This window comes from Microbacterium hominis NBRC 15708 (assembly GCF_001592125.1).
Lineage (GTDB): Bacteria > Actinomycetota > Actinomycetes > Actinomycetales > Microbacteriaceae > Microbacterium > Microbacterium hominis.
The window spans coordinates 1-21546 of sequence record NZ_BCWI01000026.1; the positions used below are offsets into that span (position 1 = coordinate 1).

At 73.7% G+C, this 21546-nt stretch carries 16 protein-coding genes; 2 read left to right on the forward strand and 14 right to left on the reverse strand.

Annotated elements, in window-relative coordinates; genetic code table 11:
- Positions 1-48: 48 nt before the first annotated feature.
- A complete protein-coding gene (locus MHO01S_RS15305; RefSeq protein ID WP_060958297.1) occupies positions 49-1365 on the reverse strand; it encodes an ABC transporter substrate-binding protein in 1317 nt (438 codons plus the stop codon).
- A 212-nt stretch (positions 1366-1577) separates the two neighbouring features.
- Here MHO01S_RS15305 and MHO01S_RS15310 point away from each other — a divergent pair, with 212 nt between their 5' ends.
- The gene (locus MHO01S_RS15310; RefSeq protein ID WP_061782554.1) at positions 1578-2591 is read left to right on the forward strand and encodes a LacI family DNA-binding transcriptional regulator; all 1014 of its coding nucleotides are present in this window, start codon (positions 1578-1580) and stop codon (positions 2589-2591) included.
- Positions 2592-2614: 23 nt separating this feature from the next.
- Here MHO01S_RS15310 and MHO01S_RS15315 read toward each other — a convergent pair whose 3' ends face one another.
- Genes MHO01S_RS15315 through MHO01S_RS15350 form a run of 8 tightly spaced genes read right to left on the reverse strand, consistent with a single transcriptional unit; the run spans position 2615 to position 11072 of the window.
- Complete coding sequence (locus MHO01S_RS15315) at positions 2615-3880, reverse strand: MGH1-like glycoside hydrolase domain-containing protein (protein ID WP_060958295.1); 1266 nt, start codon at positions 3878-3880, stop codon at positions 2615-2617.
- Positions 3881-3915: 35 nt separating this feature from the next.
- The gene (locus MHO01S_RS15320) at positions 3916-5688 is read right to left on the reverse strand and encodes a D-apionate lactonase family protein (protein ID WP_061782555.1); all 1773 of its coding nucleotides are present in this window, start codon (positions 5686-5688) and stop codon (positions 3916-3918) included.
- Entirely contained in the window at positions 5685-6440 is a 756-nt protein-coding gene (locus MHO01S_RS15325) for an SDR family NAD(P)-dependent oxidoreductase (protein ID WP_060958294.1), read from the reverse strand. Before MHO01S_RS15325 ends, MHO01S_RS15320 begins: the two co-directional genes overlap by 4 nt.
- Before the next feature lie 7 nt (positions 6441-6447).
- Positions 6448-7296, reverse strand: a complete 849-nt coding sequence (locus MHO01S_RS15330; RefSeq protein ID WP_061782556.1) for a phosphogluconate dehydrogenase C-terminal domain-containing protein — start codon at positions 7294-7296, stop codon at positions 6448-6450.
- Complete coding sequence (locus MHO01S_RS15335) at positions 7293-8087, reverse strand: sugar phosphate isomerase/epimerase family protein (RefSeq protein WP_060958292.1); 795 nt, start codon at positions 8085-8087, stop codon at positions 7293-7295. Before MHO01S_RS15335 ends, MHO01S_RS15330 begins: the two co-directional genes overlap by 4 nt.
- Positions 8084-8848: a triose-phosphate isomerase gene (locus MHO01S_RS15340; RefSeq protein WP_061782566.1), complete on the reverse strand. Its 765-nt coding sequence runs from the start codon at positions 8846-8848 to the stop codon at positions 8084-8086. The genes MHO01S_RS15335 and MHO01S_RS15340 overlap by 4 nt, the downstream gene beginning before the upstream one ends.
- Positions 8845-9318 (reverse strand): ribose-5-phosphate isomerase, encoded by a 474-nt coding sequence (locus tag MHO01S_RS15345; RefSeq protein ID WP_061782557.1) that lies wholly within the window; start codon positions 9316-9318, stop codon positions 8845-8847. The genes MHO01S_RS15340 and MHO01S_RS15345 overlap by 4 nt, the downstream gene beginning before the upstream one ends.
- A complete protein-coding gene (locus MHO01S_RS15350; protein ID WP_061782558.1) occupies positions 9315-11072 on the reverse strand; it encodes a dihydroxyacetone kinase family protein in 1758 nt (585 codons plus the stop codon). Before MHO01S_RS15350 ends, MHO01S_RS15345 begins: the two co-directional genes overlap by 4 nt.
- A gap of 186 nt (positions 11073-11258) precedes the next feature.
- Between MHO01S_RS15350 and MHO01S_RS15355 the strand changes: the two genes are divergently transcribed.
- Positions 11259-12008, forward strand: coding sequence for a FadR/GntR family transcriptional regulator (locus MHO01S_RS15355; RefSeq protein WP_061782559.1), 750 nt, complete (start codon positions 11259-11261; stop codon positions 12006-12008).
- Here MHO01S_RS15355 and MHO01S_RS15360 read toward each other — a convergent pair.
- The 5 genes from MHO01S_RS15360 to MHO01S_RS15380 are packed head-to-tail and all read right to left on the reverse strand — an operon-like array spanning position 11995 to position 21535.
- Positions 11995-13365 (reverse strand): glycoside hydrolase family 30 protein, encoded by a 1371-nt coding sequence (locus MHO01S_RS15360; protein WP_060958959.1) that lies wholly within the window; start codon positions 13363-13365, stop codon positions 11995-11997. The two genes, MHO01S_RS15355 and MHO01S_RS15360, sit on opposite strands and share 14 nt — an antisense overlap.
- Complete coding sequence (locus tag MHO01S_RS15365) at positions 13362-15164, reverse strand: DUF5605 domain-containing protein (protein ID WP_061782560.1); 1803 nt, start codon at positions 15162-15164, stop codon at positions 13362-13364. The genes MHO01S_RS15360 and MHO01S_RS15365 overlap by 4 nt, the downstream gene beginning before the upstream one ends.
- A 19-nt stretch (positions 15165-15183) precedes the next feature.
- Entirely contained in the window at positions 15184-17970 is a 2787-nt protein-coding gene (locus tag MHO01S_RS15370) for an alpha-L-rhamnosidase (protein WP_082808100.1), read from the reverse strand.
- Positions 17971-17972: 2 nt separating this feature from the next.
- A complete protein-coding gene (locus MHO01S_RS15375) occupies positions 17973-19115 on the reverse strand; it encodes a serine hydrolase domain-containing protein (protein WP_255266112.1) in 1143 nt (380 codons plus the stop codon).
- Positions 19112-21535, reverse strand: a complete 2424-nt coding sequence (locus MHO01S_RS15380; RefSeq protein WP_061782562.1) for a beta-glucosidase H — start codon at positions 21533-21535, stop codon at positions 19112-19114. Before MHO01S_RS15380 ends, MHO01S_RS15375 begins: the two co-directional genes overlap by 4 nt.
- Positions 21536-21546: the final 11 nt, after the last annotated feature.

Genomic DNA, 21546 nt, shown 5'->3' on the forward strand with positions numbered 1-21546 from the left:
CGCCGGCCGGCCGGGGATCGGGACCCCGGCCGGCCGGCGCGGGGAGGGTCACCCCTCGTCGAGCGCGTCCTGGACGAGCTTCATGAACTGCTCGGCGGAGAGCTGACCGGTCACCAGCAGGGCGGCGTTGGTCGAGGAGATGTTGCTCGCCTTCGCGTTGAACAGGGCCTCGAACCAGAGGACGCTGTCCTTGGCGCCGGCGATCTCGTCGGCGATCGTCTGCGAGATCGCCGGCAGCTCCACCTTCTTGTCCGCGATGAACCCGGTGATCTGGCCCTGCGCGAGCGCCTCGTTGCCGTAGTTCGACGTGATGCACTTCAGCCACGCCCCGACGCTGTTGTCGGCCGCGTAGGTCTTGGCGTTGAAGGTGGCCGGCAGGCCGACGTTGGAGGGGTACTCGTCGATCGAGCCGCTGCCCCCGGCGACGCCCGGGAACTTGAAGAAGCCCACGTTGTCGGCACCGATCTGGTTGCTGTCGCTGTTGATGTTGCCCAGCAGCCAGCTGCCCATGTAGATCATCGCGGCCTTGCCGGTGAGGAACTCGTTCGTCGCGGCGTCGTAGTCGAGAGAGGCCACGTTCGAGCCGAAGTAGCCGGCGGCGCCGAGGTCGGCGACGGCCTGCGCGGCGGCGACGTACTCAGGGTCGGTGAGCTTGGCCTTGCCGTCGGCGACGTCCTGGAGGGCGTCGGCGCCGAGGGAGCGGAACAGGTAGCCGGAGATGAGGCGGGTCAGCGGCCAGCCCTGCTCGCCCGATGCCGCGAACGGCGTGAGCCCGGCGCTCTTCGCCTCGCCCGCGATCTTCAGCAGGTCGTCCCACGTCTCGGGCACCGCCCAGCCGTTCTTCTCGAAGAGCTCCTTGTTGTAGAAGATGCCCTCGATGTTGTACTGGTAGGGCAGGAAGCTGAAGGAGCCTCCGTAGAGCTTCTTGATCGTCGACACGGCGCCCTCGGCGACCTTGTCGCGCACGCCGAGCTCGGTGAGGGCCTTGTCGAAGTCGACGAGGTAGCCCGCCTTGGCGAGCTTGGCGCCCTCCGCGGGGTTGCCGCCGGCCGAGAACATGGGGGGCAGGCCGTCCTGCGTCGCCAGGAGCTGGACCTGTGCGTCGAGGTCCGCCTGCGGGACCGAGTTGACCTCCAGGGGAGCGGCGTCGTTCTCGGCCGTGCACGATCCGGATGCCAGCGCGTCGAGCACGGGCTGGGTGGTCGTGTTCTCCGCGTTCTTCAGGAACTCGAACGTCGTCGGGTTGTCCGTGCCGCCGCCGCTGCCGCCACCGGAGCAGCCGGTGAGCACCAGCGCGCTGGCGCCCAGGAGCACCACGGCGCTGAGAAGCGGCTTGTTCGGGCGCCGCCGTTTCGCTGTGAACACATTTCCTCCTTGAAAGTGGTCATCTCTTCTTTTGAGACGTTTCAATAGTGGATGCTAGGGCGCTCGCCGACCCCTGTCAACAGTGATTCCCGGCCCTGCGGAGCGGCAGAGCGGCGAAATCCGTGACAGGGGTGAGCCGACTGGGGCAAGATGGGGACGTGGAGTTTGAAACGTCACAATCTCATAACGGGTCGTCGTCGACCCGTCCCGGCGTGCGCGTCGGCATCCGTGACGTCGCCGCTCTCGCCGGTGTCGCCGTCGGCACGGTCTCCAACTACCTGAACCATCCCGACCGCGTCTCGGACGACAAGGCGCAGCGCATCCGCTACGCCATCGACTCCCTCGGCTTCGTGCCCAGCATCGCGGGCCGTCAGCTGCGGCTCGGCGTCAGCCAGGTGATCGGCTACATCGCCCCCGACGTGAGCAACCCCTACTTCGCCGAGATCGCGGAGAGCGTCGAGCGTCGCGCGAGCGAACGCGGCGTGACCGTCTTCCTCGCCAACTCGCATCGCAGCCGGGAGCGGGAGGACGCGTACCTCGAGGTGTTCGAGCAGCACCGCGTGCAGGGGCTGCTGGTGTCCTCCCACCTGCCGATCGAGGACCGTCTCGCCCAGGTGCGCAGACGCGGCACCCCGTCGGTCATCGTCGGCCAGCGCGCCGAGAGCTCCGAGCAGCCGTCCGTGTCGCTGGACGACGTCTCCGGCGGGCGCCAGGCGATGCAGCACCTGCTCGATGTCGGATGCCGTCGCATCGCCTTCGTGGGAGGCCCCCTCGGCATCCCCCAGGTGGCCGACCGCCTGGCCGGGGCGACCGAGGTCGTCCGCACCTTCGGCGCGGCGACCGTCGAGGTGATCGACATGCCCGACCGCACGGTGCGCGGCGGCCGCGAGGTGGCGCGCGCGCTCGTCGCGCGCCCCGAGGCGTTCCGCCCCGACGGCATCTTCGCGGTCAACGACCTCCTCGCGCTGGGCATGATGCAGGTGCTCGTGCAGGCCGGCATCGACGTGCCGCGTCAGACGGCCATCGTGGGCTACGACGACAACGAGTTCGCCGAGGTGTCCCTCATCCCGCTCACCAGCGTCCGGGGCCGTCACGAGGGCTTCGGCATCGCGGTCGTCGACGCCCTCTTCGACGCGATCGCGGGCCGGTCGGCCGCGGACCCGCATCGGATGTTCCAGCCGGACCTGGTCGTGCGGGCCAGCACCGAGGGCTTCGGCCGCGGCTGAGACCGACGGGCCGCGCCGACGGCTCAGAACTCCGCGACGACGGGGCGTCCCTCCTGCCACGCCATCATGTTGAGCACGAGGAAGTTCCAGTTCTGGAAGCCGCTGGTCATGATCGGCTCGCCCGTGTCGGGGTGGTAGTACTCGTGCAGCGCGCCGGAGGCCGCCAGATCGCGCCCGAACAGGGCGACCGTCTCGTCCACGAGCGCCGCCGCATCCGCGTCGAAGCCGTAGCGCGCCAGCGCGCGGAAGACGAGGTAGTTGCTGATGCCCCAGACCGGCCCGAGCCAGTTCGAGGGGTTGTTCGACGCCCTCAGGTCGTACTGCTGCTCCAGCCGCGACAGCGTCCGCACCCCGTAGGCGGCGCGGAACGTGCGGCGGTCCGCGATCCGCGCGCGCACGCGCTCCGCGCGGTCGTGCGGGGCGATGCCCGCCCAGAGGGGAAGGAAGCTCGACCAGTTGTCGATGCGCAGCAGCAGCGAGTTCCAGCGGCGCGGCGCGCCGCGGTGCAGCCAGTCCTCGGGGTCGACGGGGCGGAGGTGGAGGTCGGCGCTGTAGTACATGCCGTCGCGCTCGTCCCAGAGCAGCGCGTTGACGGCATCGGCGAGGTCGGCGGCGCGTCCGCGCCAGTGCAGGGATGCCGCGGCATCCCCGAGGTCCTCGCACAGGGCGCCGAACGCGAGCATCTCGCGGTAGAGCAGGCTGTTGAGGTAGACCGAGGCCGTGCTGCGGTCGGGGCGGTAGTACACGGACGGATCGTTGTCGACGCCGATCGCGAAGTCGGTCTGCCAGTAGGCGAGCCCGGTCGCCGGGTCCATGTGCGAGTGCACGTACCGCTCGAGGAAGCGTCCGATCCGTTCCCGCTCGGGTCTCAGCCACTCGGTCGACCCGCGCCGACGGGCCAGCAGCAGCGCCTGCTGGGCGACGATCGGCTTGTGCATGTTCTCGGTGAAGCCCGCCGCCCGTCCCGGATCGCGGTGCAGGAGCGGTCCGCCCGGCTTGATCAGGATCGGCATGACGCCGTCCTCGTCCATGTGGTCGAGGAAGTTGCGGATCGTCCCCTCCTCGTAGACGCCGAACAGGCCGGGCCGTCCGGTCTCCACCTCGACCTGGCCCATGACGACGCTGATGAACCACGAGTCCCAGTCCCAGAGCGTGTCGGAGTAGAAGGGGGACTCGGGGGCGCTGGGCACCGTGTACGGATGGGTGAGCACGCCGGAGGGCTCCCGGGTCATCCGGATCGTGGCGGCGTGGATGTACTCCGTGAGCAGGCTGCGGTGCGGTGCGGTCATGGGGGCTCCTCGATGAGCGGGTCGGTCGGGGCGGGTCAGTCGTGAGCGGACGGTGCCGTGAGCGGAAGGATCGCGAAGGCTCCGGCGGGAACGGTGCGGGTGCCTCCGGGCTCGACGCGGACGACGCGCGGCACCCGGTCGAGGTTGGCCACGAGGACGCTCCCCCCGTCGTCGCCGCGCCCCCCGACGGCCCAGACGAGGCCGTCCGGGCTGTCGCCGTGCAGCAGGGTGCGGGCTCGCCCGTCGGGCCCGGCGACGTCGGCGAGGGCGCGCAGCGCCGCGGCGACCGGCCGGTCCCGGCCCGCGGCGGTGCGGATGCCGCGGGGCCCCCACTCCTCGAAGAAGGTCAGCGCGGCCACCCCCGGCACGGCGAACGCCGCCGCGCTCGCGATCGTCCATGCGGCCAGCTCGTCGCTGTCGTGGCGCGGATCGTCGGCGTCGAGCAGCTGGGCGCCGTACCCCTCGGCCAGATCGGTGCGCCCGGGGCGGGGCGGGGGCGTGGTCGCGACGTCGTTGAAGCGCGGCCGGAGCGTGACCGGTCCGATGTGCACGGGGAGCCCCGACGCGATGTCCACGGCCTCCTGCGCCACACGTCGTTGCATGGCGAGCGCCTCGACGAGCTGGTCGGTGCCGCGGCTGTGGAACAGCGGCGTGCTGCTGAGCACGATGCCGTCGAGCCCGTCCGGGAGACGGTGGTGCTCGCGGTTGAGCTCGGTGAAGTGCGCGCGGGTTCCGCCGACGACCGGCACGTCGACGTCGGCGGCGCGCAGCGCCGCGCGCAGCGCCCGGATCGTCGGGCCGTCGGACACGTGGCGGGCCGGCCCGGTCGCAGGGAAGGCCGTCACGCGCGCCGTGCGCCGTCCGCGGAGGGCATGCGCCGCCGCCCGGAGCGCGTCCGGGTCGTCGTCCGCGAGCACCAGGCGCACCTCGACCGGCAGTCCCGCCGCGCCCGCCCGGTCCAGGGCCGCGCGCCAGTTGGGATCGGCGAGATCGATGTCGGCGACGACGTGCGAGCCGAGCGGTGAGCCGAGCGGCGGCGCCGGATCCGGCGCGGTCGCGGCGCCGAGGCCGAGGTGCGGGAACGCGCCGCCCGGTCGAAGCTCGATCACCGCGGCCGGGGCGGGCCCCGCCGTCTCGATCACCGGGGCCGAGGCGGAGGCCGTCGCCTCGATCGTCACCGTCTGCGTCACCCGTTCGCCCGCCGCGACGCGGTACGGGAACGGGAGGTCGAGGGGGCGGCTGTACGTCTTGAACGAGGCGTCCGTCCAGTTGCGCTGATCCTCCATCTCGAACACGTCGCCGTCGAAGGTCAGCGCGACGCCGACGCCGCCCGCCGTCCACGCGAGGGCCGCGATGTCGCGCACGGGCTGGTGCGCGCTGATGCGCGGGGGGAAGCGCGTCTCCTCCGGCTCCGCCGCGGAGTGGACCACCCGCAGGGGCGTGCCGGCCAGCGTCGGCGGATGCAGGACCACGAGCCCCGTCCGATTGGTGTCGAACGGCCGCCGGGAGGTCAGGTCGCAGACGATCTCCAGACGATCGCCGTGTGCGTGCACCCGCACGGTGCCCGCGAACGACGACCCCAGCCCGCTCGAGTGCAGGGCGATGATGATCGCGTCGTCGCGGGCGTCGACATCGTCGATCACGAGGGGTGCGGTGCGCCAGTCGTGGTCGCGGACGACCGCGCGCGCGGAGCGGAGCACCACGACGCCGTCGTAGGCGATGTCGGCGAGCTCGTCGCCCCGCAGCTCGAGCGACCACCGCGCGCTGCGCCAGGGTCGCCGAGCCTCGTCATCCCACGTGCCGCTCACAGCGACGTCATGCCTCCGTCGACCTGGAAGACCGCCCCGGTCGCGAAGGCGCCGTCGTCGCTCGCGAGGTAGACCATGATGCCGGCGACGTCGTCGGGGGTGCCGGCGCGGCCGATCGGGATACGGCCGACGATGGTCGCGCGCGCCTGCGGGTCGTCCGTGATGGCCGCGACAAGAGGGGTCTCGGTGTAGGCGGGCTGCACCGTGTTGACGCGGATCCCCCGATCGGCGTAGGCGGCGGCGACGGTGCGTCCCAGCCCGTGGATCGCGGCTTTCGACGCGCTGTACGCCGTGAAGTCCCGGCCCTCGCCGTTGACCGCGGTCGGGCTGCCGGTGAGGATGATCGCCCCGCCGCCGCGGGGGAGCATGCTGCGCACGGCGTGCTTGACGGTGAGGAAGGTGCCCGTGAGATTGACGTCGAGGGTGCGCCGCCAGACGTCCAGCTCGAGGTCGGCGGCGGGGGCGTCCTGCCCGAACAGCTGGACGCCCGCGTTCGCGACGACGACGTCCGGCGCCCACCCCGCGGCCTCCAGCTCAGCGAACCCGGCGGCCACGGCCGCCTCGTCGGAGATGTCCATGCCGAGGGCACGGGCGTGCGCGCCCAGGGCGGAGGCCGCGGTGGTCGCGGCATCCACGTCTCGGTCGGCGAGCACGACCCGCGCGCCCTCGCGGACGAAACGGGAGGCGACGGCGAGGCCGATGCCTTTGGCCGCCCCGGTGACGAGGGCGGTCTTGTCGGTGAGCTGTCCCATGCGATCCTCAGCGTTCGATGCGGTCGAGGTGGAGCATCCGCGCGAGGTTCTTGTCGAGCTCGTCGTCGCGGAAGATCTTCTTCCAGTCGTCCTTGATGATGCTCTCGCGACCGTAGTCCATCGCGATGAGGCAGGCGTCGCTGAAGGGGTTGTCGCCGCGGAGTCCATTGGCCAGCGCCACCTGTGTGTGCCCGTACAGGATGCTGCGCGCCGCCGCCTCGGGAACGCCCATCGTGTGGATCGCCTCGTGCAGCGCCTCGTTGAGGAGGGATCCGATCATGCACGCGACCGTCTCGACGAGGGTGGGCTCCAGCTGGGCGAGCTGCTTGACGCTCACCCAGTGCACGTCGATGACGGGGGCGTAGATGGCGCGCACCGTCTCCTCGACGATCGCCTTCTTGCGCGGGTCGTCGCTCTCGATCGCGGCGATCGCGTCCTGCGGTGCCGCGACGCCGCCGAAGGTGTCGGCCCATTCCTCCTTCGACGTGCGCTCGAGGAACACCGACGGGTGGCACGGATGGGCGACGGCCTGCACGATGTCGTCGCGGGTGGTCAGCAGGCCCGCGTAGGCGGCTGCCGGGTCGAGCGTCAGCACGATCGTCCCCGGCCGCAGCTGCGGAACCAGCTGCGCCGTCACGGGCCCGAGCGCGAGATCGGGCACGGCCAGCACGACGATGTCGGCGTCGGCGACCGCGTCGGCGGCCTCGGACAGCGCGCGACCCGCGGCGCGCACGCGCTCGCGACCGGCGGGCGACGTCTCGACGTAGTGGACGGTGTGATCGGTGCGCACGAGGTTGTCGGACACGCGCGTGCCCATCTTCCCTCCGGCTCCGAAGACGGCGATGGTGTGGCTCATGGGGTTCTCCTCAGGTGGTCCAGGGCGGTGCGGGTCCATTCCCGCTCGGTGCGGACGGTGGTCTCGGCGTCGCTCTGCCAGGGCAGCCAGTGCTCGACGATCTCGTTGATCCCGCGCGCGGCGGGGCGCACGGCGGCCCGCAGGTGCGCGTAGTCGTGCAGTCCGGTCCCCAGGGGGGTGCCGGTGAAGGTGAAGCCCACCCAGCCGTCCTGCCGCGCGAAGGCGAAGTCCTTGACGTGCACGTTGACCGTGGCGGACGCCGCGAGCTCGACCGTCGTCCGCGGTGTCTCCAGCCGGGCCACGACGTTGGCCGGGTCGAGGCACACGCCCAGCGCCGGGCTGCCGACGGCGGCGATGAGAGCGAGCAGGTCCGACGTCGCGATCTGCTCGTACGTCTCCAGAGCCAGCGTCACTCCGGCTCGCTCGAAGTCCCGCACGGACGATCCGAGCCACGTCTGCGCCTGCGCCGTCGTGGGCGCCGAGCCGGGGCCGTTGAGCATGGACCGCACCAGGCGGGCGTCGAAGACCTCGGCCACCCGCAGGTAGCGGCTCAGGTGCTCCGGGGCGATGCCCTTCGTGCCCAGCTCGATGGTCAGGCCCAGGTCGCGGGCGGCGGCCGCCGCCGCGCGCAGCTCCCGCTCGTTCATCGCGTCCAGCGGCGCGTAGTCGCAGATCTGGAACAGGTCGACCCCCAGCGCGCGGGTCGCCTCGAAGGCGCCGACCAGCGACAGGGGGTGGGCGACGCGCTCGGAGTGCTGCCAGAAGAAGGCGTACGTGCCCAGCCCGATCATGGCGCGAGCCCCGGCATCCGCGCGGCCTCGTCGACGACCGCGCGGAAGGCGGCGGGGTCGTGCGCGAACCGACCCAGGAACAGGCCGTCCACGGCGTCGCCGAGGCGGGCGAGCAGGCCGGGGCCGGCCGATCCGCCGTAGACGACGGCGGAGCCGGCGCGTGCGGCATCCGCGTCGAGCGCGACCCGCAGGGCCCGTGTCACCGCGGCGACGTGCGCGACGGGCGCCGGCGCGTCGGCCCCGATCGCCCACACCGGCTCGTAGGCGACGACCAGCCGTCCGGCGGGGGCGCTGTCGGTCGCGGCGCGCAGTTGCGCGAGGGTGGCGGCCGCGGCCGCCGCGGCACCCTCGCGCGCGCTCTCCCCGAGGCAGAGCACGGGCACGACGCCCGCGGCGAGGGCGGCGGCGACCTTCGCGGCCACGTCGGCGTCGGTCTCGCGGTACAGGCGCCGCCGCTCGGCATGGCCGATCTCGGCCAGCGTCACACCGGAGCGGGTGAGCTCGGCCGCGGAGACCTCACCGGTGAACGCGCCGTCGCCGTGGGCGGAGACGTCCTGCGCGGCGACCGCGATCGGTGTGTCCCGGAAGGCACGGACGGCGTCGTCGATCTGCAGGTAGGTCGGCGCGACGAACACCTCGACGGCGCCGGCGCGGACCGCCGGGTGGGCGCCGACCTCGGCGGCGACGACGTCGAACCAGCGGCGGGCGCGGTCGCGGTCGAAGTAGGCCTTGAGGCTGACGCCGACCGTGACGGGGCTCACCCGCACGATCCCGTGCTCTCGTAGGCGGCGATGACGGCGACCTTCTCGGCCGACGCCGACGAGGCGTCGAAGCGGTAGGTGAGCCATTCGCGGACGAGGCGGCGCGCGAGCTCGATGCCGACCACGCGCTGGCCCATCGTGAGCACCTGCGCGTCGTTGGAGAGCACGCCGCGCTCGACGGAGAACGAGTCGTGGGCCGTCACGGCGCGGATGCCGGGGACCTTGTTGGCCGCGATCGCGACACCCAGTCCGGTGCCGCAGATGAGGAGCGCGCGGTCGGCCTCGCCGCGGGCGACGCGCTCGGCGGCCTCGATCGCCACCGTCGGGTAGGGCGTGTGGCCGTCGGCGTCGACGCCGACGTCGACGAGGTCGGCGACGAGAGGGTGGGCCTGGAGGTCGCGCTTGAGGACCTCCTTGTACTCGAAGCCGGCGTCGTCGCTGCCGATGACGAGGCGCAGGGGTGCGGTCATGACGGGGTCCTCTCGGAGGGGCGTGCGGCGAGCACGGGGCCCACGGCGGTCGCGATGAGGGCGAGTGAGTGCGCGCCCGGGTCGGGGGTGCCGACGCTGTTGCGGCCGTGGGTGCGGGCGCGGCCACGACGCGGCACCAGGTCGGCGGTGGCGTCCGCGGCGGTGCGGGCGGCGGCGGCCGCGAGCGGCCAGGCGTCGGCGAGGCCGGCGCCGTCGCCCACGGCGCGCGAGAGCTCGGCGCTGAAGGGCAGGAGGGCGTCGACGAGCGTCTTGTCGCCGGGCTCGGCGCCGCCGTACCGCTGCACGGCGCGCACGGCGTCGGCGACGCCGGCCGCGATCGCCGCGGCATCCGGCGCGCCGGTGTCGCCCAGGTGCTCCGCGATGCGACCGAGGATGACGCCCCAGAGCGCTCCGGACGTGCCGCCGGCGCGGTCGGACCAGGCGTCGGCGGCGCGCAGGAGCGTTCCGCGTGCGCCTGCGCCGTCGGCGGCGGCCTCCGCGGCGGCGTGCCGTGCGGCACGGGCGCCGCGCTGCATGCCGATGCCGTGGTCGCCGTCGCCGGCGACGGCATCCATCCGGCCGAGCTCCGCGACGTTCGCGTCGATGGTGGCGGAGATGGTGCCGAGCACATCGACCACCGTGGCGGCGCAGCGGCGCGAGGCCTCGTCGCCGGGAGGCGCCGCGGGCGCGGCGCTCGGCGCGGCAGGGGTGACCGCGGCGGGGGCGGGCGCCGCGGGGCCGGGCGCGGCCGTCGCGCCGCGGCGGTACGCGGGGGTGTCGACCGGGCTGTCCCAGAGAGCGGCCAGCTCGTCGTCGAGCCAGAGGAGCGTGAGCGACGTGCCGGCCATGTCGAAGCTCGTGCAGTAGTCGCCGACGTGCGGGTCGATGACCTCCACCCCGGCGGCGGCGAGCAGATGGGCGACGCGGCGGTAGACGACGAACATCTCCTCGTGCGCCAGCGAGCCGAGCCCGTTGAGGATCGGCACCACCCGGGCGCCGCTCGCCTCGACGCCGTCCGGGATCTCGCCGAGAAGCGCGTCCACGAGCAGCGCGGCGAGTCCGTCCGCGGTCGGGATGTCGGTCTCGGCGACGCCCGGTTCGCCGTGGATGCCGAGACCCACCGCCATCCGGCCGGGCGGCACCGAGAACAGGGGCGCGTCGGCGCCGGGCAGGCTGCACCCGGAGAAGGCGACGCCGAAGGAACGGGTGCGCTCGTTGGCGAGCGCCGCGACGCGGGCCACGCCGTCCAGGTCGTAGCCCGCCTCGGCGGCGGCACCGGCGATGCGGAACACGGCGAGGTCGCCGGCGATCCCGCGGCGGCGGTGCCGCTCCGCGGGGGCCGCGCTCATGATGTCGTCGGTGACCGCGACGGTCGCGCACGCGATGCCCTCGCCGCGCAGTCGCTCCTGCGCGGCGTCGAAGTTGAGCACGTCCCCGGCGTAGTTCCCGTACGCGAAGAAGACGCCGCCGCCGGCGTGGGCCGCCGACGCGACGGCGTGCACCTGCTGCGCGGAGGGGGAGGCGAACAGGTTCCCCATCGCGGCGCCGTGCGCGAGGCCCGGGCCGACGAGACCGCCGAACGCGGGGTAGTGGCCCGATCCGCCGCCGACGACGACCGCGACCCGGCCGGGCGTGGTGCCGGCGGCGCGGACGACGCCTCCCGTGACGCGGCGCACGTAGCGGGCGTGCGCCGCCACGAAGCCGTCGATCATCTCGTCGGCGAAGTCGGCCGGATCGTTCCACAGCCGCGTCATCGCGCGCTCCGCGCGGTCGCGGCGTGCGCACGAGTGCTCTGGAGTGGGTCCACGGTGACTCCTGGTCGATCGGTCCGGCGGGGAGCTGCCGCTCACCCGTCGATATTCTGACAAACCGGTTGACCAATTGCAAGAACCGGTTGACCAATATCTCGCCCGTGACGGCGACTGCCGTATGTTGGTCCCGTGCCCGCCTACCCGGACGACCGCTCCGCCGAGATCACGGCGGCGCTCGGCGCGCTGCCGTCCGGGACGCCCGTGTCCGAGGTCGCCCGACGGCTCATGGATCTCTTCACCGGCGGCTCGCTCGCGCCCGGCACGCGTCTCCCGCCCGAGCGTCAGCTCGCCGCCACCCTCGGCGTCGGCCGCTCGGCCGTTCGCGAGGCGCTCGCCGCGCTGGAGATCCTCGGCATCGTCGACGTCCGCGCCGGCTCCGGCACCTACCTGCGCGGGACGGCCAGCGACCTGCTGCCGCAGACGCTGCGCTGGGGACTGCTGATCGGACAGCAGAACACCGCCGAGCTGCTCGAACTGCGCTCGGGTCTGGAGATCTACGTCGCACGCCTCGCGGCCGGACGGGCCGACGCCGCGCATCGGGCCGCCCTCGCGGCATCCCTCGATCGCATGCGGGCGGGCACCGCCGACCTGGGCGCCTTCGCCCGCGCGGATGCCGAGTTCCACGAGACGCTCGCCGCGGCCGCCGGCAACGACACGCTGGTCGACCTGCTGCACGTCGTCCGGTCGCTCCTGCAGGTCTACGCCGACCGCGCGGTGCACGACGAGGCGGCGGCCCTGCTGGCCATCGACGAGCACGCCGCCGTGCAGGCCGCCGTCGCCGCCGCCGACGCCGATCTCGCCGCCTCGGCGATGGCGACGCACATGGCGACGGCCTCGCGCCGGCTCTCGGAGGATTCGGGCCCGCTCAGGCCGGAATGACGACGGTGCTGAACGAAGCCGCCGGCAGCTCGAGCGACAGCACCCGTTCGCCCAGCAGCAGGCTGATCGGCAGGGGCTCGGCCAGCTCGTTGTGCAGGACCACCACCACCGAGCCGTCCGGGTTGCGGAACACCAGCTGATTGTCGTGGCCCGCGACGCACCACGTCGGCAGCACGCGGGCTCCGGGCCGCACGAACGCGGCCACGTGCTTGAGCACGAGGTAGTCGGGGGTGTACCGGAAGGTGCGGCGCTGCGGATCGACCACGACGAGCGAGTTCTGGGTCCAGCCCCATCGGCTGCGGCCGCCCTCGGGCAACGCGATGTTCCAGTACTGGTAGGCGTTCGCGCCGTTTCCGAGGAAGTGCTTCATGAGGCGCCACGCGTAGCGCGCCTGGCGCCAGTCGTTGCGGCCGTCGCCGCACTCCTGCTCGGTCTGGACGATGCGCAGGTCCGGATGCAGGCGGTGCAGCGCCGCGACCGCGCCCTTGCCCGCCCACTGCACGCCGATCCCCGACACGACCGCGGGCGCCGCATCGTCGGCGAGCACCGCGCCCACCAGACGGTCGTCGGCGCGCTCGAGGGTGCCGAGGTACACCTCGACCCCGCGGGCCGCCATCTGCGGTCCGAGGTGGCGCAGCAGCGCGGCCAGCCCGGCCGGCGTCCACGTGCAGCTGGGGAAGACCTGCGGCGAGTTGAACTCGTTCTGCGGCATGACCATCGAGATCGGGATCCCGCGCTCGGCGTAGGCGTCGACGAATCGGCCGAAGTAGGCCGCGTAGGCGCGCAGGTGCTCCTCGTCGGTGCGGAACATGTCGGTGCCCTCCGCGCCGACCTGCTCGGGTCGCAGCCCGTTGTCGACGTCGCCGAAGAACGGATGCGGCATCGCTCCGGCGTAGTGGCCGTTGCGCTTCATCCACGTCGGCGGGCTCCACGGGGACGCCCACAGCCGCAGGTCGGGCCGGTGCGCGCGTGCGGCGCGGATGAACGGGACGAGCGTCTCGTCGTCGTGCGACGCGTCGAAATGCGCCAGCGCGAGGTCGCCCGGCGTCTCGTCGTACGAGTACCAGTCCAACGAGAAGTCGTTGGCTCCCACCGGCATCCGGCACAGCCCGAACGACGCGCCCACCCCGGGGGCGAACAGCTCGCGGAGGATGCCGTCGCGCTCCTGCGCCGTGAGCAGCCCGAGCGCCGCCCAGCCCAGTTCGTTGAAGCAGGCGCCGAAGCCGTCGATCTCCTGCTGCGGGTCGTCGACCGCCACGATCACGTCGGGCATGGCCGTGGGGGCCGCCAGGACGGGCGGGGGCGCGGCGCGCCACGGCTCCTCCGGCGTCGTGACGGTCCAGGTCGTCGCGTTCACGCGTCGGTCCGGGTGAGACGCACGGCGATGTACGGGCGACCGGGCAGCTCCACCCGCAGCTGACCGGTGTGGTGGCCCGGGATCTCCTCGATCGTCATGTTCCAGGTGTCGATGACCTCGACGCGCCAGGTGCCGTCGCCGAGGATGACGTGGCGGAAGCGCGGGCGGTTGAACCCGAAGTAGCCGACGCGCACACGCCCGCCTCCGTCGCCTCCCCAGGGCACGTCCCAGTCGCCCGGCAGCGGGTCCCACACGCCGTCGGGGGCCTCGCCGATCAGCCGGTCGAGGAAGGCGATGCGGGCGGGGGAGGTGCCGTGGAGCACGCCGCCCTTCGACCACCACAGCACCTCGTCGTCCTGGTCGTCGGCGTCGACGTCGGCGGGACCGGCGGGATCGGCGGGGAGCGCGGGCGGATAGTAGGTCTCGCCGTGGCCGATGTAGCCGCCGCGGACGGCGCCCTCCCAGAAGCGGCGGACCAGCTCCTCGCCGGTGATGTTGCCCCAGCCCTGGTCGATGTCGCCCTCGTAGGCGCACTCGTCGACGACCACCGGCTTGCCCCACCGCTCGCGCCACTGGTCGGTGTTCTCCGCCGTCCGGTACACGTCGACGCGCTGCACGGAGACATGGGTGACCCACGGCCGGCCGTAGTCGTAGAAGGGCCGGCAGTTGTGGATGGACAGCAGATGGCCGAACGGATCCTCCTCGCCGATGACGGCGGCGAGGCGCTCCCAGTCGTCGAGGTCCTTCGACCACAGCAGGTCGTACTCGTTCGCCAGCGACCACCAGACGTTGGCGAAGCCCGTCAGCCGACGGATCACGTAGCGCAGGTAGCGCTCGTCGACGGCCGGGCCGAGGTCGGAGAAGCCCCACCGGTCGTAGGCGTGGAACAGGATGAGGTCGGCCTGGATGCCGAGGGCCGCGAGATCGGCGATGCGACGCTCGAGCCGGCGGAAGTGCGCGGGATCGAACCGTTCGAGATCGAAGCCCTCCGCGAGCGAGCCGACGAACGGGAAGTCGAGCGGCTCGTTCGCGTTGTACAGGTACGACTTCGGGAACACGCACATGCGCAGCTTCGCGAACGGCGCCGCGGCCAGGGTGCGCAGCGTCTGCTGCTGTCGGGCCTCGCTCTGGTGCGTCCACGCGTAGGCGGTGGTGCCGATCGGGCGGTGGCGTGCGCCGTCCGCGTGCCGGAAGTGGAACCCGTCGACGCGCACCGGTCCATGCGCCTCGACGGGGGCGGCGGCGACCTCGAGGCGTCCGGTCACGCCGTCGAGTGAGCGCGCGGTCGATCGGGTCTCGAAGCGCCATTCGCCCTCGGCATCCGCGAGGGCACGGATCACGTACACGCCGTCGCCGTCGTAGAAGCCGCCGACGCGCACCGTCGTGCCGTCGGGTCGGGTGAACAGGGCGTCGAGGTCGACGTCGACGAAGGGGTTGCCGTGCGCGGGACCCGACAGTCGCACCTCGAGCGGGTCCCATCGCCGCGTCGGCGCCGCCGGCGCCGGAACGGCCGAGCCCCGGGGCACGTCCTCGCCCTCGTAGGCGGGATCGGGCGCGATCGCGGGCGCGTGCGGTGCGCGCGCCGTCCCGTCGCCGACCTCGGCCAGCGCGGCCCACAGCGCGTCGCGCGCGGACGGGTCCTCCAGCTCCGGCACGAGGGCGACCAGCTGGCCCAGGCGCGCGTCGCGGAACTGCTGCGCCATCGGCGAGGCGGCGATGCCGGGTAGGTGCTTCTCGAGCACGGCGCGGCCGGCGGGACTGTCGAGCGTCTCGCCGAACGTGCTGGCGCGGTCGAACATGGTGCTCCTCGGGTGGGTGTCAGGCGGTCGGCGTCGTCGCCGCGCGGACGGCGGCGTCCACGGCGGCGAGGACCCGGGGCGGGGTGAACATCAGGGCGGTCGCGAGCGGGCGCCCGGCCGTCCAGGTCGTCTCGGCGCGCACGGTGGCGACGCGCTCGGGCGCGGCGGCGGCGAGTGCCTCGAGGAGGGCGGCGTAGGCGCGGGGGTCGTCGATCACGGCGGCGAGGTCCGCGTCGAGCCCGGGCAGCGGAGGACGGGGCGCCGGCGGAGCCGCCTCGACGCGCCACTCGTGCGTGCCGGGGCCGACCGTGGTGCGCAGCCCCGGAAGGTCGACCTCGGCATCCGTGTTGGCCGGCACCGTCGCGGTGACGACGATCGTCCCGCCCTCGCGGCGCCACGCGACGGCGGCCTCGCCGTAGGGGGTGAGGTGGCGCGCCGACGCGTGGTCGAGCGACGCGAGGGGGCGGGGTGCGACGCGCAGGCGGCGATAGCCGGGGGATGCCGGGCCGAGCCCCGCCACGGTGCGATGCAGCCAGTCCGCGACGGCTCCGAGCGCGTAGTGGTTGAACGAGGTCATCTCGCCCGGGTTGACCGTGCCGTCGGGAAGCAGCGAGTCCCACCGCTCCCAGACCGTCGTGGCGCCCTGCGTGATCGGGTACAGCCACGACGGGCAGTCGGTCTGCGTGAGCAGACGCTCGGCGGCGTCGAGGTGGCCGGTCGCGGTGAGGGCGTCGGCGACGAGCGGCGTGCCGACGAAGCCGGTGCCGATGCGGTAGCCCCCCTCCCGGACGAGGGCCGCGAGCCGTGCGCCCAGCGCCGCGCGCAGGTCGTCCCCCTCGACCAGATCGAACTGCAGCGCGAGCGCGTACGCCGTGGGCGCGTCGCTCATCATGCGGCCGGCGGGGGTGACGTACTCGGCGGCGAAGGCGGCGCGCGAGCGGGCGGCGAGGGCCCCGTAGCGCGCGGCATCCGCCTCGTGCCCGAGCAGGGCCGCGGCGTCGGCGACCTGCTGCAGCGAGCGGGCGAGATAGGCGGTGGCGACGATGTCGACGTCGACCTTCGCCTGGCCCGGCTTGTCGGGCGGGGCGGCGGGGTCGAGCCAGTCGCCCAGCTGCATGCGTCCCGCCCAGAGACCACCGTCGCCCGCGTCGCGCAGCACCGCCTCGACCCACGCGCGCATGCTCGGATACTGCGCGGCGAGGACCTCGCGGTCGCCGAAACGCTCCCACAGGACGGTCGGCACCACGGTGGCCGCGTCTCCCCACGCGGCGGTGGGCCCGCCCCCGGCGAACGCCGGCAGCGCCGAGGGTACCACGAGGGGGACGACCCCGTCGGCGCGGGCCTGCTCGTGGGCGAGGTCGCGCAGCCACGACGCGAGGAAGCCCGCACAGTCGTAGAGGAACGTCGCGGTCGGCGCGAACACCTGGATGTCGCCCGTCCAGCCCAGACGCTCGTCGCGCTGCGGGCAGTCCGTCGGGATCGAGAGGAAGTTGCCCCGCATGCCCCACCGCACGTTCTCGTGGAGCTTGTCGACGAGGGGGTCGGATGCCGTGAACCAGCCGGTACGCGTGAGATCGGTGTGCAGGACGATCGCCTCGACGTCCTCCGGGGCGACGTCGAGGCCCGTGATCTCCGCGTAGCGGAAGCCGTAGAAGCTGAAGCGCGACTCGAGGACGTCGTCGCCGCCGGACAGCTCGAAGGTGGCCGTCGCGGCGGCGTTTCGCAGGGGGCGGAGGGCGAGCTCGCCGTCCTCGAGCACCTCGGCGTGACGCACGACCACGCGCGTGCCCGCCGCCCCGCGCACGCGCAGGCGCAGGCGGCCGACGAGGTTCTGACCGAAGTCGAGGATCGTGCCGCCCGAGGCGCTCGTGACGACGGCGGCGACGGGCAGCGCCTCGATCCGCCGCACGGGCGGGGCGATGCGCGGCTCGGGCACCGGGACCCGGTCGTAGCCCGGCCGCGCCGCGGGGCCGACGCGGGCCGGGCTCCAGGATGCGCCGGCGGCGTCGCGGCGCAGGTCCTGGTGTTCGCCGGCGTAGATCCCACTGTCCACGACCGGTCCGTCCCCGCTCGCCTCCCACCCGGGGCCCGTGGCGGCCACCGTGGCGACCGTCCCGTCGGCGTAGGTCACGCGCAGCTGCGCGAGCAGCGACGGCTGGTCGCCGTAGAGGCGGTCGGTGAAGGTGAAGAACCCGTAGCGCTCGGTGTACCAGGCGCCGGCGATGGTGGCCGACAGCTCGTTGGGGCCGGGGTGCACGAGCGCCGTGACGTCGACCGTCTCCAGGACCAGGCGGTCGCGGTAGGCGCTCCAGCCGGGGGAGAGGACGTCCGCCGTGACGGGGGCGCCGTTGACGGCGGGCTCGCCGACGCCGAGCGCGGTCCAGAACAGGAGCGCGCGGGTGACGGGGCGATCGAGCGTGAACCTCGTGCGGACCTCGGCGGGCTGCGCCGCACGCGCGGGCTCGGCGAGGCCGATGGGCAGCGCGACCCACTCGCCGTCGGCGAGGAAGCCCGCCTCCACCTCGCGCGGTGCGCTCCAGGGCGTGGACCGGCCGTCCGTGCTGTGGGCGCGCACCCGCACCGAGCGCCGTTCACCGGCGGTGAGCGGGGCGAACGGCCACGCCACGAGGGCGCTCTCGTCGCCGGTGAGCGTGACCTGCTGCGCTCCGTCGGACAGCTCCGCCGACGCCTGCCGCCAGCCGGTGACGTCCCCGCCGACGACCCAGCTCAGCCGCGGACGCGCGGTCGGGACGAAGGCGGTGTCGTCGCGCACCTCGGCGCGCAGGCTCTCGATCACGGTGCTCACGGTCACGCTCCGAGCAGGGTGCCGAGCTCGCGCGCGAGCGACACGGCCCGAGGGTCGGCGCCGCCCGGCCACGGGCCGCGCACGATCGTCCAGGCGAAGGTGACGCCGGTGTCGGGGTCGGCGCACGCCAGCGCCCCCGCCGCGCCGTCGTGGCCGAAGGCCCGGGGGCCGCCGAAGGCGAGCTGCTGGGACGGCTTCTGGAAGACGATCGCGTGGGCGCGGTCGTGCTGGTGCAGCACCTCGTCGTAGCCGCGGACCTGCTGCTGGCCGATCTGCTCGACCGTGTCGGACGAGAGGAACGGGGCGGCGCCGTCGACGCCGGTGACCGCGGCGGCGAACAGGCGCGCGAGCCCGCGGGCCGTCCCCGTCCCGGCGGTCGCGGCGTGGCCGTACCGGTAGTTGCGCGGCGAGTTGGTGTGGTCGATGTCCCGGCTGAGGGGTCCGAACACCACGGGCCCCAAGGCGGAGAACTGCGGGGTCGCCGTGGCCGACGCGGGACGCACCATCGGCTTGAGCGGCGTGAAGCGGTGCTCCTCGTCGGCCGGCAGGCCCAGGTGGAAGTCGATCCCGTGGGGGGCACGGATCTCGCGCTCGTAGAACTCGTGCAGCGTCCGGCCCGTCACCCGGTGCACGAGCTCGTCGCCGAGGCTGCCGATCGTGATCGCGTGGTAGCCGAACGCGCTCCCCGGTCGCCAGAAGGGTCGCGTGTCGGCGAGACGGGCGGCCGCGGCGTGATGGTCCCACAGCTCCTCCCACGTCAGCGGCGTGCTCGCCTGGGGGAGCCCGGCCTGGTGGGAGAGCAGTTCGCGGACGGTGACGGCATCCTTGCCCTTCGCGGCGAACTCGGGCCAGTAGTGGGCCACGCGTTCGTCGAGGTCGATGAGGCCGCGCTCGAGGAGGAGCCCGATCGAGAGCCCGATCGTGTTCTTGGTGACCGAGAAGGGGATGAGCATCGAGTCGGCGCGGATGTCGGGACCGCCCCAGGCGTCGAGCACCGGGGTGCCCCGGTGGAACGCGGCGACCTGGAACGACAGGCCGTCGTCCTCGCGGAGGTATCCGTCGAGGCGTTCGACGACGGCCGCGAGCCGCTCATCGGCTGCGCCCTGCAGCAGGCTCGCCTCGACGGCGGGCATCGGCGCGCTCACGCGGTCACCGTCCACGATGCCGCGAGCGGCAGATCGACGACCGAGGCGCCGACACGCAGCATGTACGTGCCGGGCTCGACGCGCCACCCGCCGCCGTCCCAATACGCGAGTCGCCGGTCGGGGAGCGGAACGGAGACGGTGCCCGTCTCTCCCGGCGACAGCTCGACGGCGGCGAAGCCGACCAGCCAGCGCTCGGGACGCTCCACCGCCGAAGCGGCGCGCTCGGCGTACACCTGGACGACCTGCTTCCCGGTGCGCGCACCCGTGTTGGTCAGCGTCACCGCGACCGCGTCGCCGTCGCGCTGCGCGTCGTCCCACGACCAGGTCGTGTAGCCGAGACCGTGGCCGAAGGGGAAGGCGGGTGCGGCGGCCTCCTTGAGCCAGGCGCGGTAGCCGATGTGGATGCCCTCGCGGTAGCGCAGCACGCCGTCCTGCGGGGTGACGTCGACCACGGGGACGTCGGCGAGCGTCGCGGGCCAGGTGGTCGGCAGGCGGCCGCCGGGTTCGCGGGCGCCGGTCAGCACGTCGGCGATCGCGTGGCCGAACTCCTGGCCGCCGAAGTAGCCCTGCACGACGGCCGACACCTCCTGCGCCCAGGGGAGCGCGACCGGCGAGCCGGCGTTGACGACGACGATCGTGGGCGTGCCCGTCGCCGCGACGGCGCGCACGAGCGCGTCCTGCGCGCCCGGAAGGTCCAGGCTCTCGCGGTCGTAGCCCTCCGACTCGACGCGGGAGGTGGTGCCGACGACCACGACGGCGACGTCGGCGGATGCCGCGGCGGCCACGGCCCGGGCGACGAGCTCGGCGTCGGGGGTGGGCGTGGGCGCGATGCCGACGGTGGCGCTGAGCGCGCCGGCGAGGGCGCCCTGCGGGTCGCACGTGAACTCGACGCGGATGTCGCGGGGCGCGCCCGCGGTGACGGCGACCGTCGTCGTGAGCGACGGCGGGTTGAGGAAGGCGGCGCCGAGGTCGGTGCCCTCGATGACCGGGCTGTCGTCGAGGACGAGCTCGCCGTCGACGAAGAGGCGGCCGGGGTTCGCGCCCGCGAACCCGAGCTCGATCGCGCCCGTCTCGGCGGGGGTGAAGCGGGTCTCGAACACGACCGTGCGGCTCGCGGCGATGGGCGCGTCGCCGCCGAACCACACGAGCGCCGTCGAGCGGCGGTCCTCGGCGAACAGCTCCGTGCCGGCGTCGTCCAGGAAACGCACCCGCAGACCGGGCTCGCCGGTGACGGGGTTCTGCAGCTGGGCCAGCGGGATCTCGACCACGCCGTCTTGCACGAGGGCGCCGAGCTCGTAGGAGACCTCGACGCCGGGAAGCGCCGCGCGCAGACCCTCCAACGGTGAGACGACGTGCGCGGGGACGACGGTGGCGCTGCCGCCGCCCTGCGTGCGGGCGTCACGGGCGTTCTGGCCGATGACGGCGACCGATCCGAGGGATGCCGCCTCCAGCGGCAGCGTGCCGTCGTTGCGCAGCAGCACGGTGCCGGCCACGGCCGCGTCGCGGGCGAAGGCGGGGCCGTCGATCGCGGGCACCGCGGCGCGGCCGGCCGGGCCGGCGTCTCCGAGGGCGCCGACGCGCTCGGCGAGCAGGAGCAGGCGCAGCACCTTGCGGTCGAGGTCCTCCTCGGCGACGCGACCGTCGCGGACGGCGGCGACCAGGTCGGCCCACGCGGGGGCGGGCCCGGGCATCGCGAGGTCCTGCGCGGCCGCGACGGCGTCGAGCGAGCGCACCGCCGTCCAGTCGCTGATCACGACGCCGTCGAAGCCCCATTCGCTGTTCAGCGGGGTCTCGAGCAGATCGTTCTCGGTCATCGTGACGCCGTCGACCGCGTTGTACGCGCTCATGATGCTCCAGGCGTGCGCCTCGGTCACGGCGCGCTCGAACGGGGCGAGGTACAGCTCGCGCAGTGCGCGGTCCTCGACCTCGACATCGACCGTGAAACGGTCCGTCTCCGAGTCGTTGGCGACGTAGTGCTTCGGGCAGGCGGCCACGCCGTTGTCCTGCAGGCCGGCGACGTAGGCGGCCGCCAGCGCGCCGGAGAGTTCCGGATCCTCGCTGAAGCACTCGAAGTGGCGGCCGCCGAGGGGACTGCGGTGCAGGTTGATGGTGGGGCCGAGGACGACGTCGACATCCTTCGCGCGGGCCTCCGCCGCGGCGGCCGCGCCGTAGCGGTAGGCCAGATCCACATCCCACGACGCGGCCAGCGCCGACCCGGAGGGCAGGTTCAGCGACGGCTCGCGCTCGTCCCAGCGCGGCCCGCGCACGCCGGCGGGACCGTCCGACAGGGTCATCGCCCGCAGCCCGATCTCGGGCAGCGGCACCGTCGTCCAGAAGTCGGCGCCCTGGACGAGGGCGGCCTTCTGCTCGAGGGTGAGGGCCTCCAGCAGCGGGCGCAGGTGGTCGACGGGGGAGGTCATGGAGGTCCTTC

What these genes read in the sequence shown, in the direction of transcription:
- MHO01S_RS15335 (WP_060958292.1), bottom strand. Translation starts at nt 8,087, where the DNA reads ATGATCGGGCTGGGCACGTACGCCTTCTTCTGGCAGCACTCCGAGCGC.
- MHO01S_RS15345 (WP_061782557.1), bottom strand. Translation starts at nt 9,318, where the DNA reads ATGACCGCACCCCTGCGCCTCGTCATCGGCAGCGACGACGCCGGCTTC.
- MHO01S_RS15380 (WP_061782562.1), bottom strand. Translation starts at nt 21,535, where the DNA reads ATGACCTCCCCCGTCGACCACCTGCGCCCGCTGCTGGAGGCCCTCACC.
- MHO01S_RS15365 (WP_061782560.1), bottom strand. Translation starts at nt 15,164, where the DNA reads ATGTTCGACCGCGCCAGCACGTTCGGCGAGACGCTCGACAGTCCCGCC.
- MHO01S_RS15350 (WP_061782558.1), bottom strand. Translation starts at nt 11,072, where the DNA reads ATGACGCGGCTGTGGAACGATCCGGCCGACTTCGCCGACGAGATGATC.
- MHO01S_RS15325 (WP_060958294.1), bottom strand. Translation starts at nt 6,440, where the DNA reads ATGGGACAGCTCACCGACAAGACCGCCCTCGTCACCGGGGCGGCCAAA.
- MHO01S_RS15330 (WP_061782556.1), bottom strand. Translation starts at nt 7,296, where the DNA reads ATGAGCCACACCATCGCCGTCTTCGGAGCCGGAGGGAAGATGGGCACG.
- MHO01S_RS15315 (WP_060958295.1), bottom strand. Translation starts at nt 3,880, where the DNA reads ATGACCGCACCGCACCGCAGCCTGCTCACGGAGTACATCCACGCCGCC.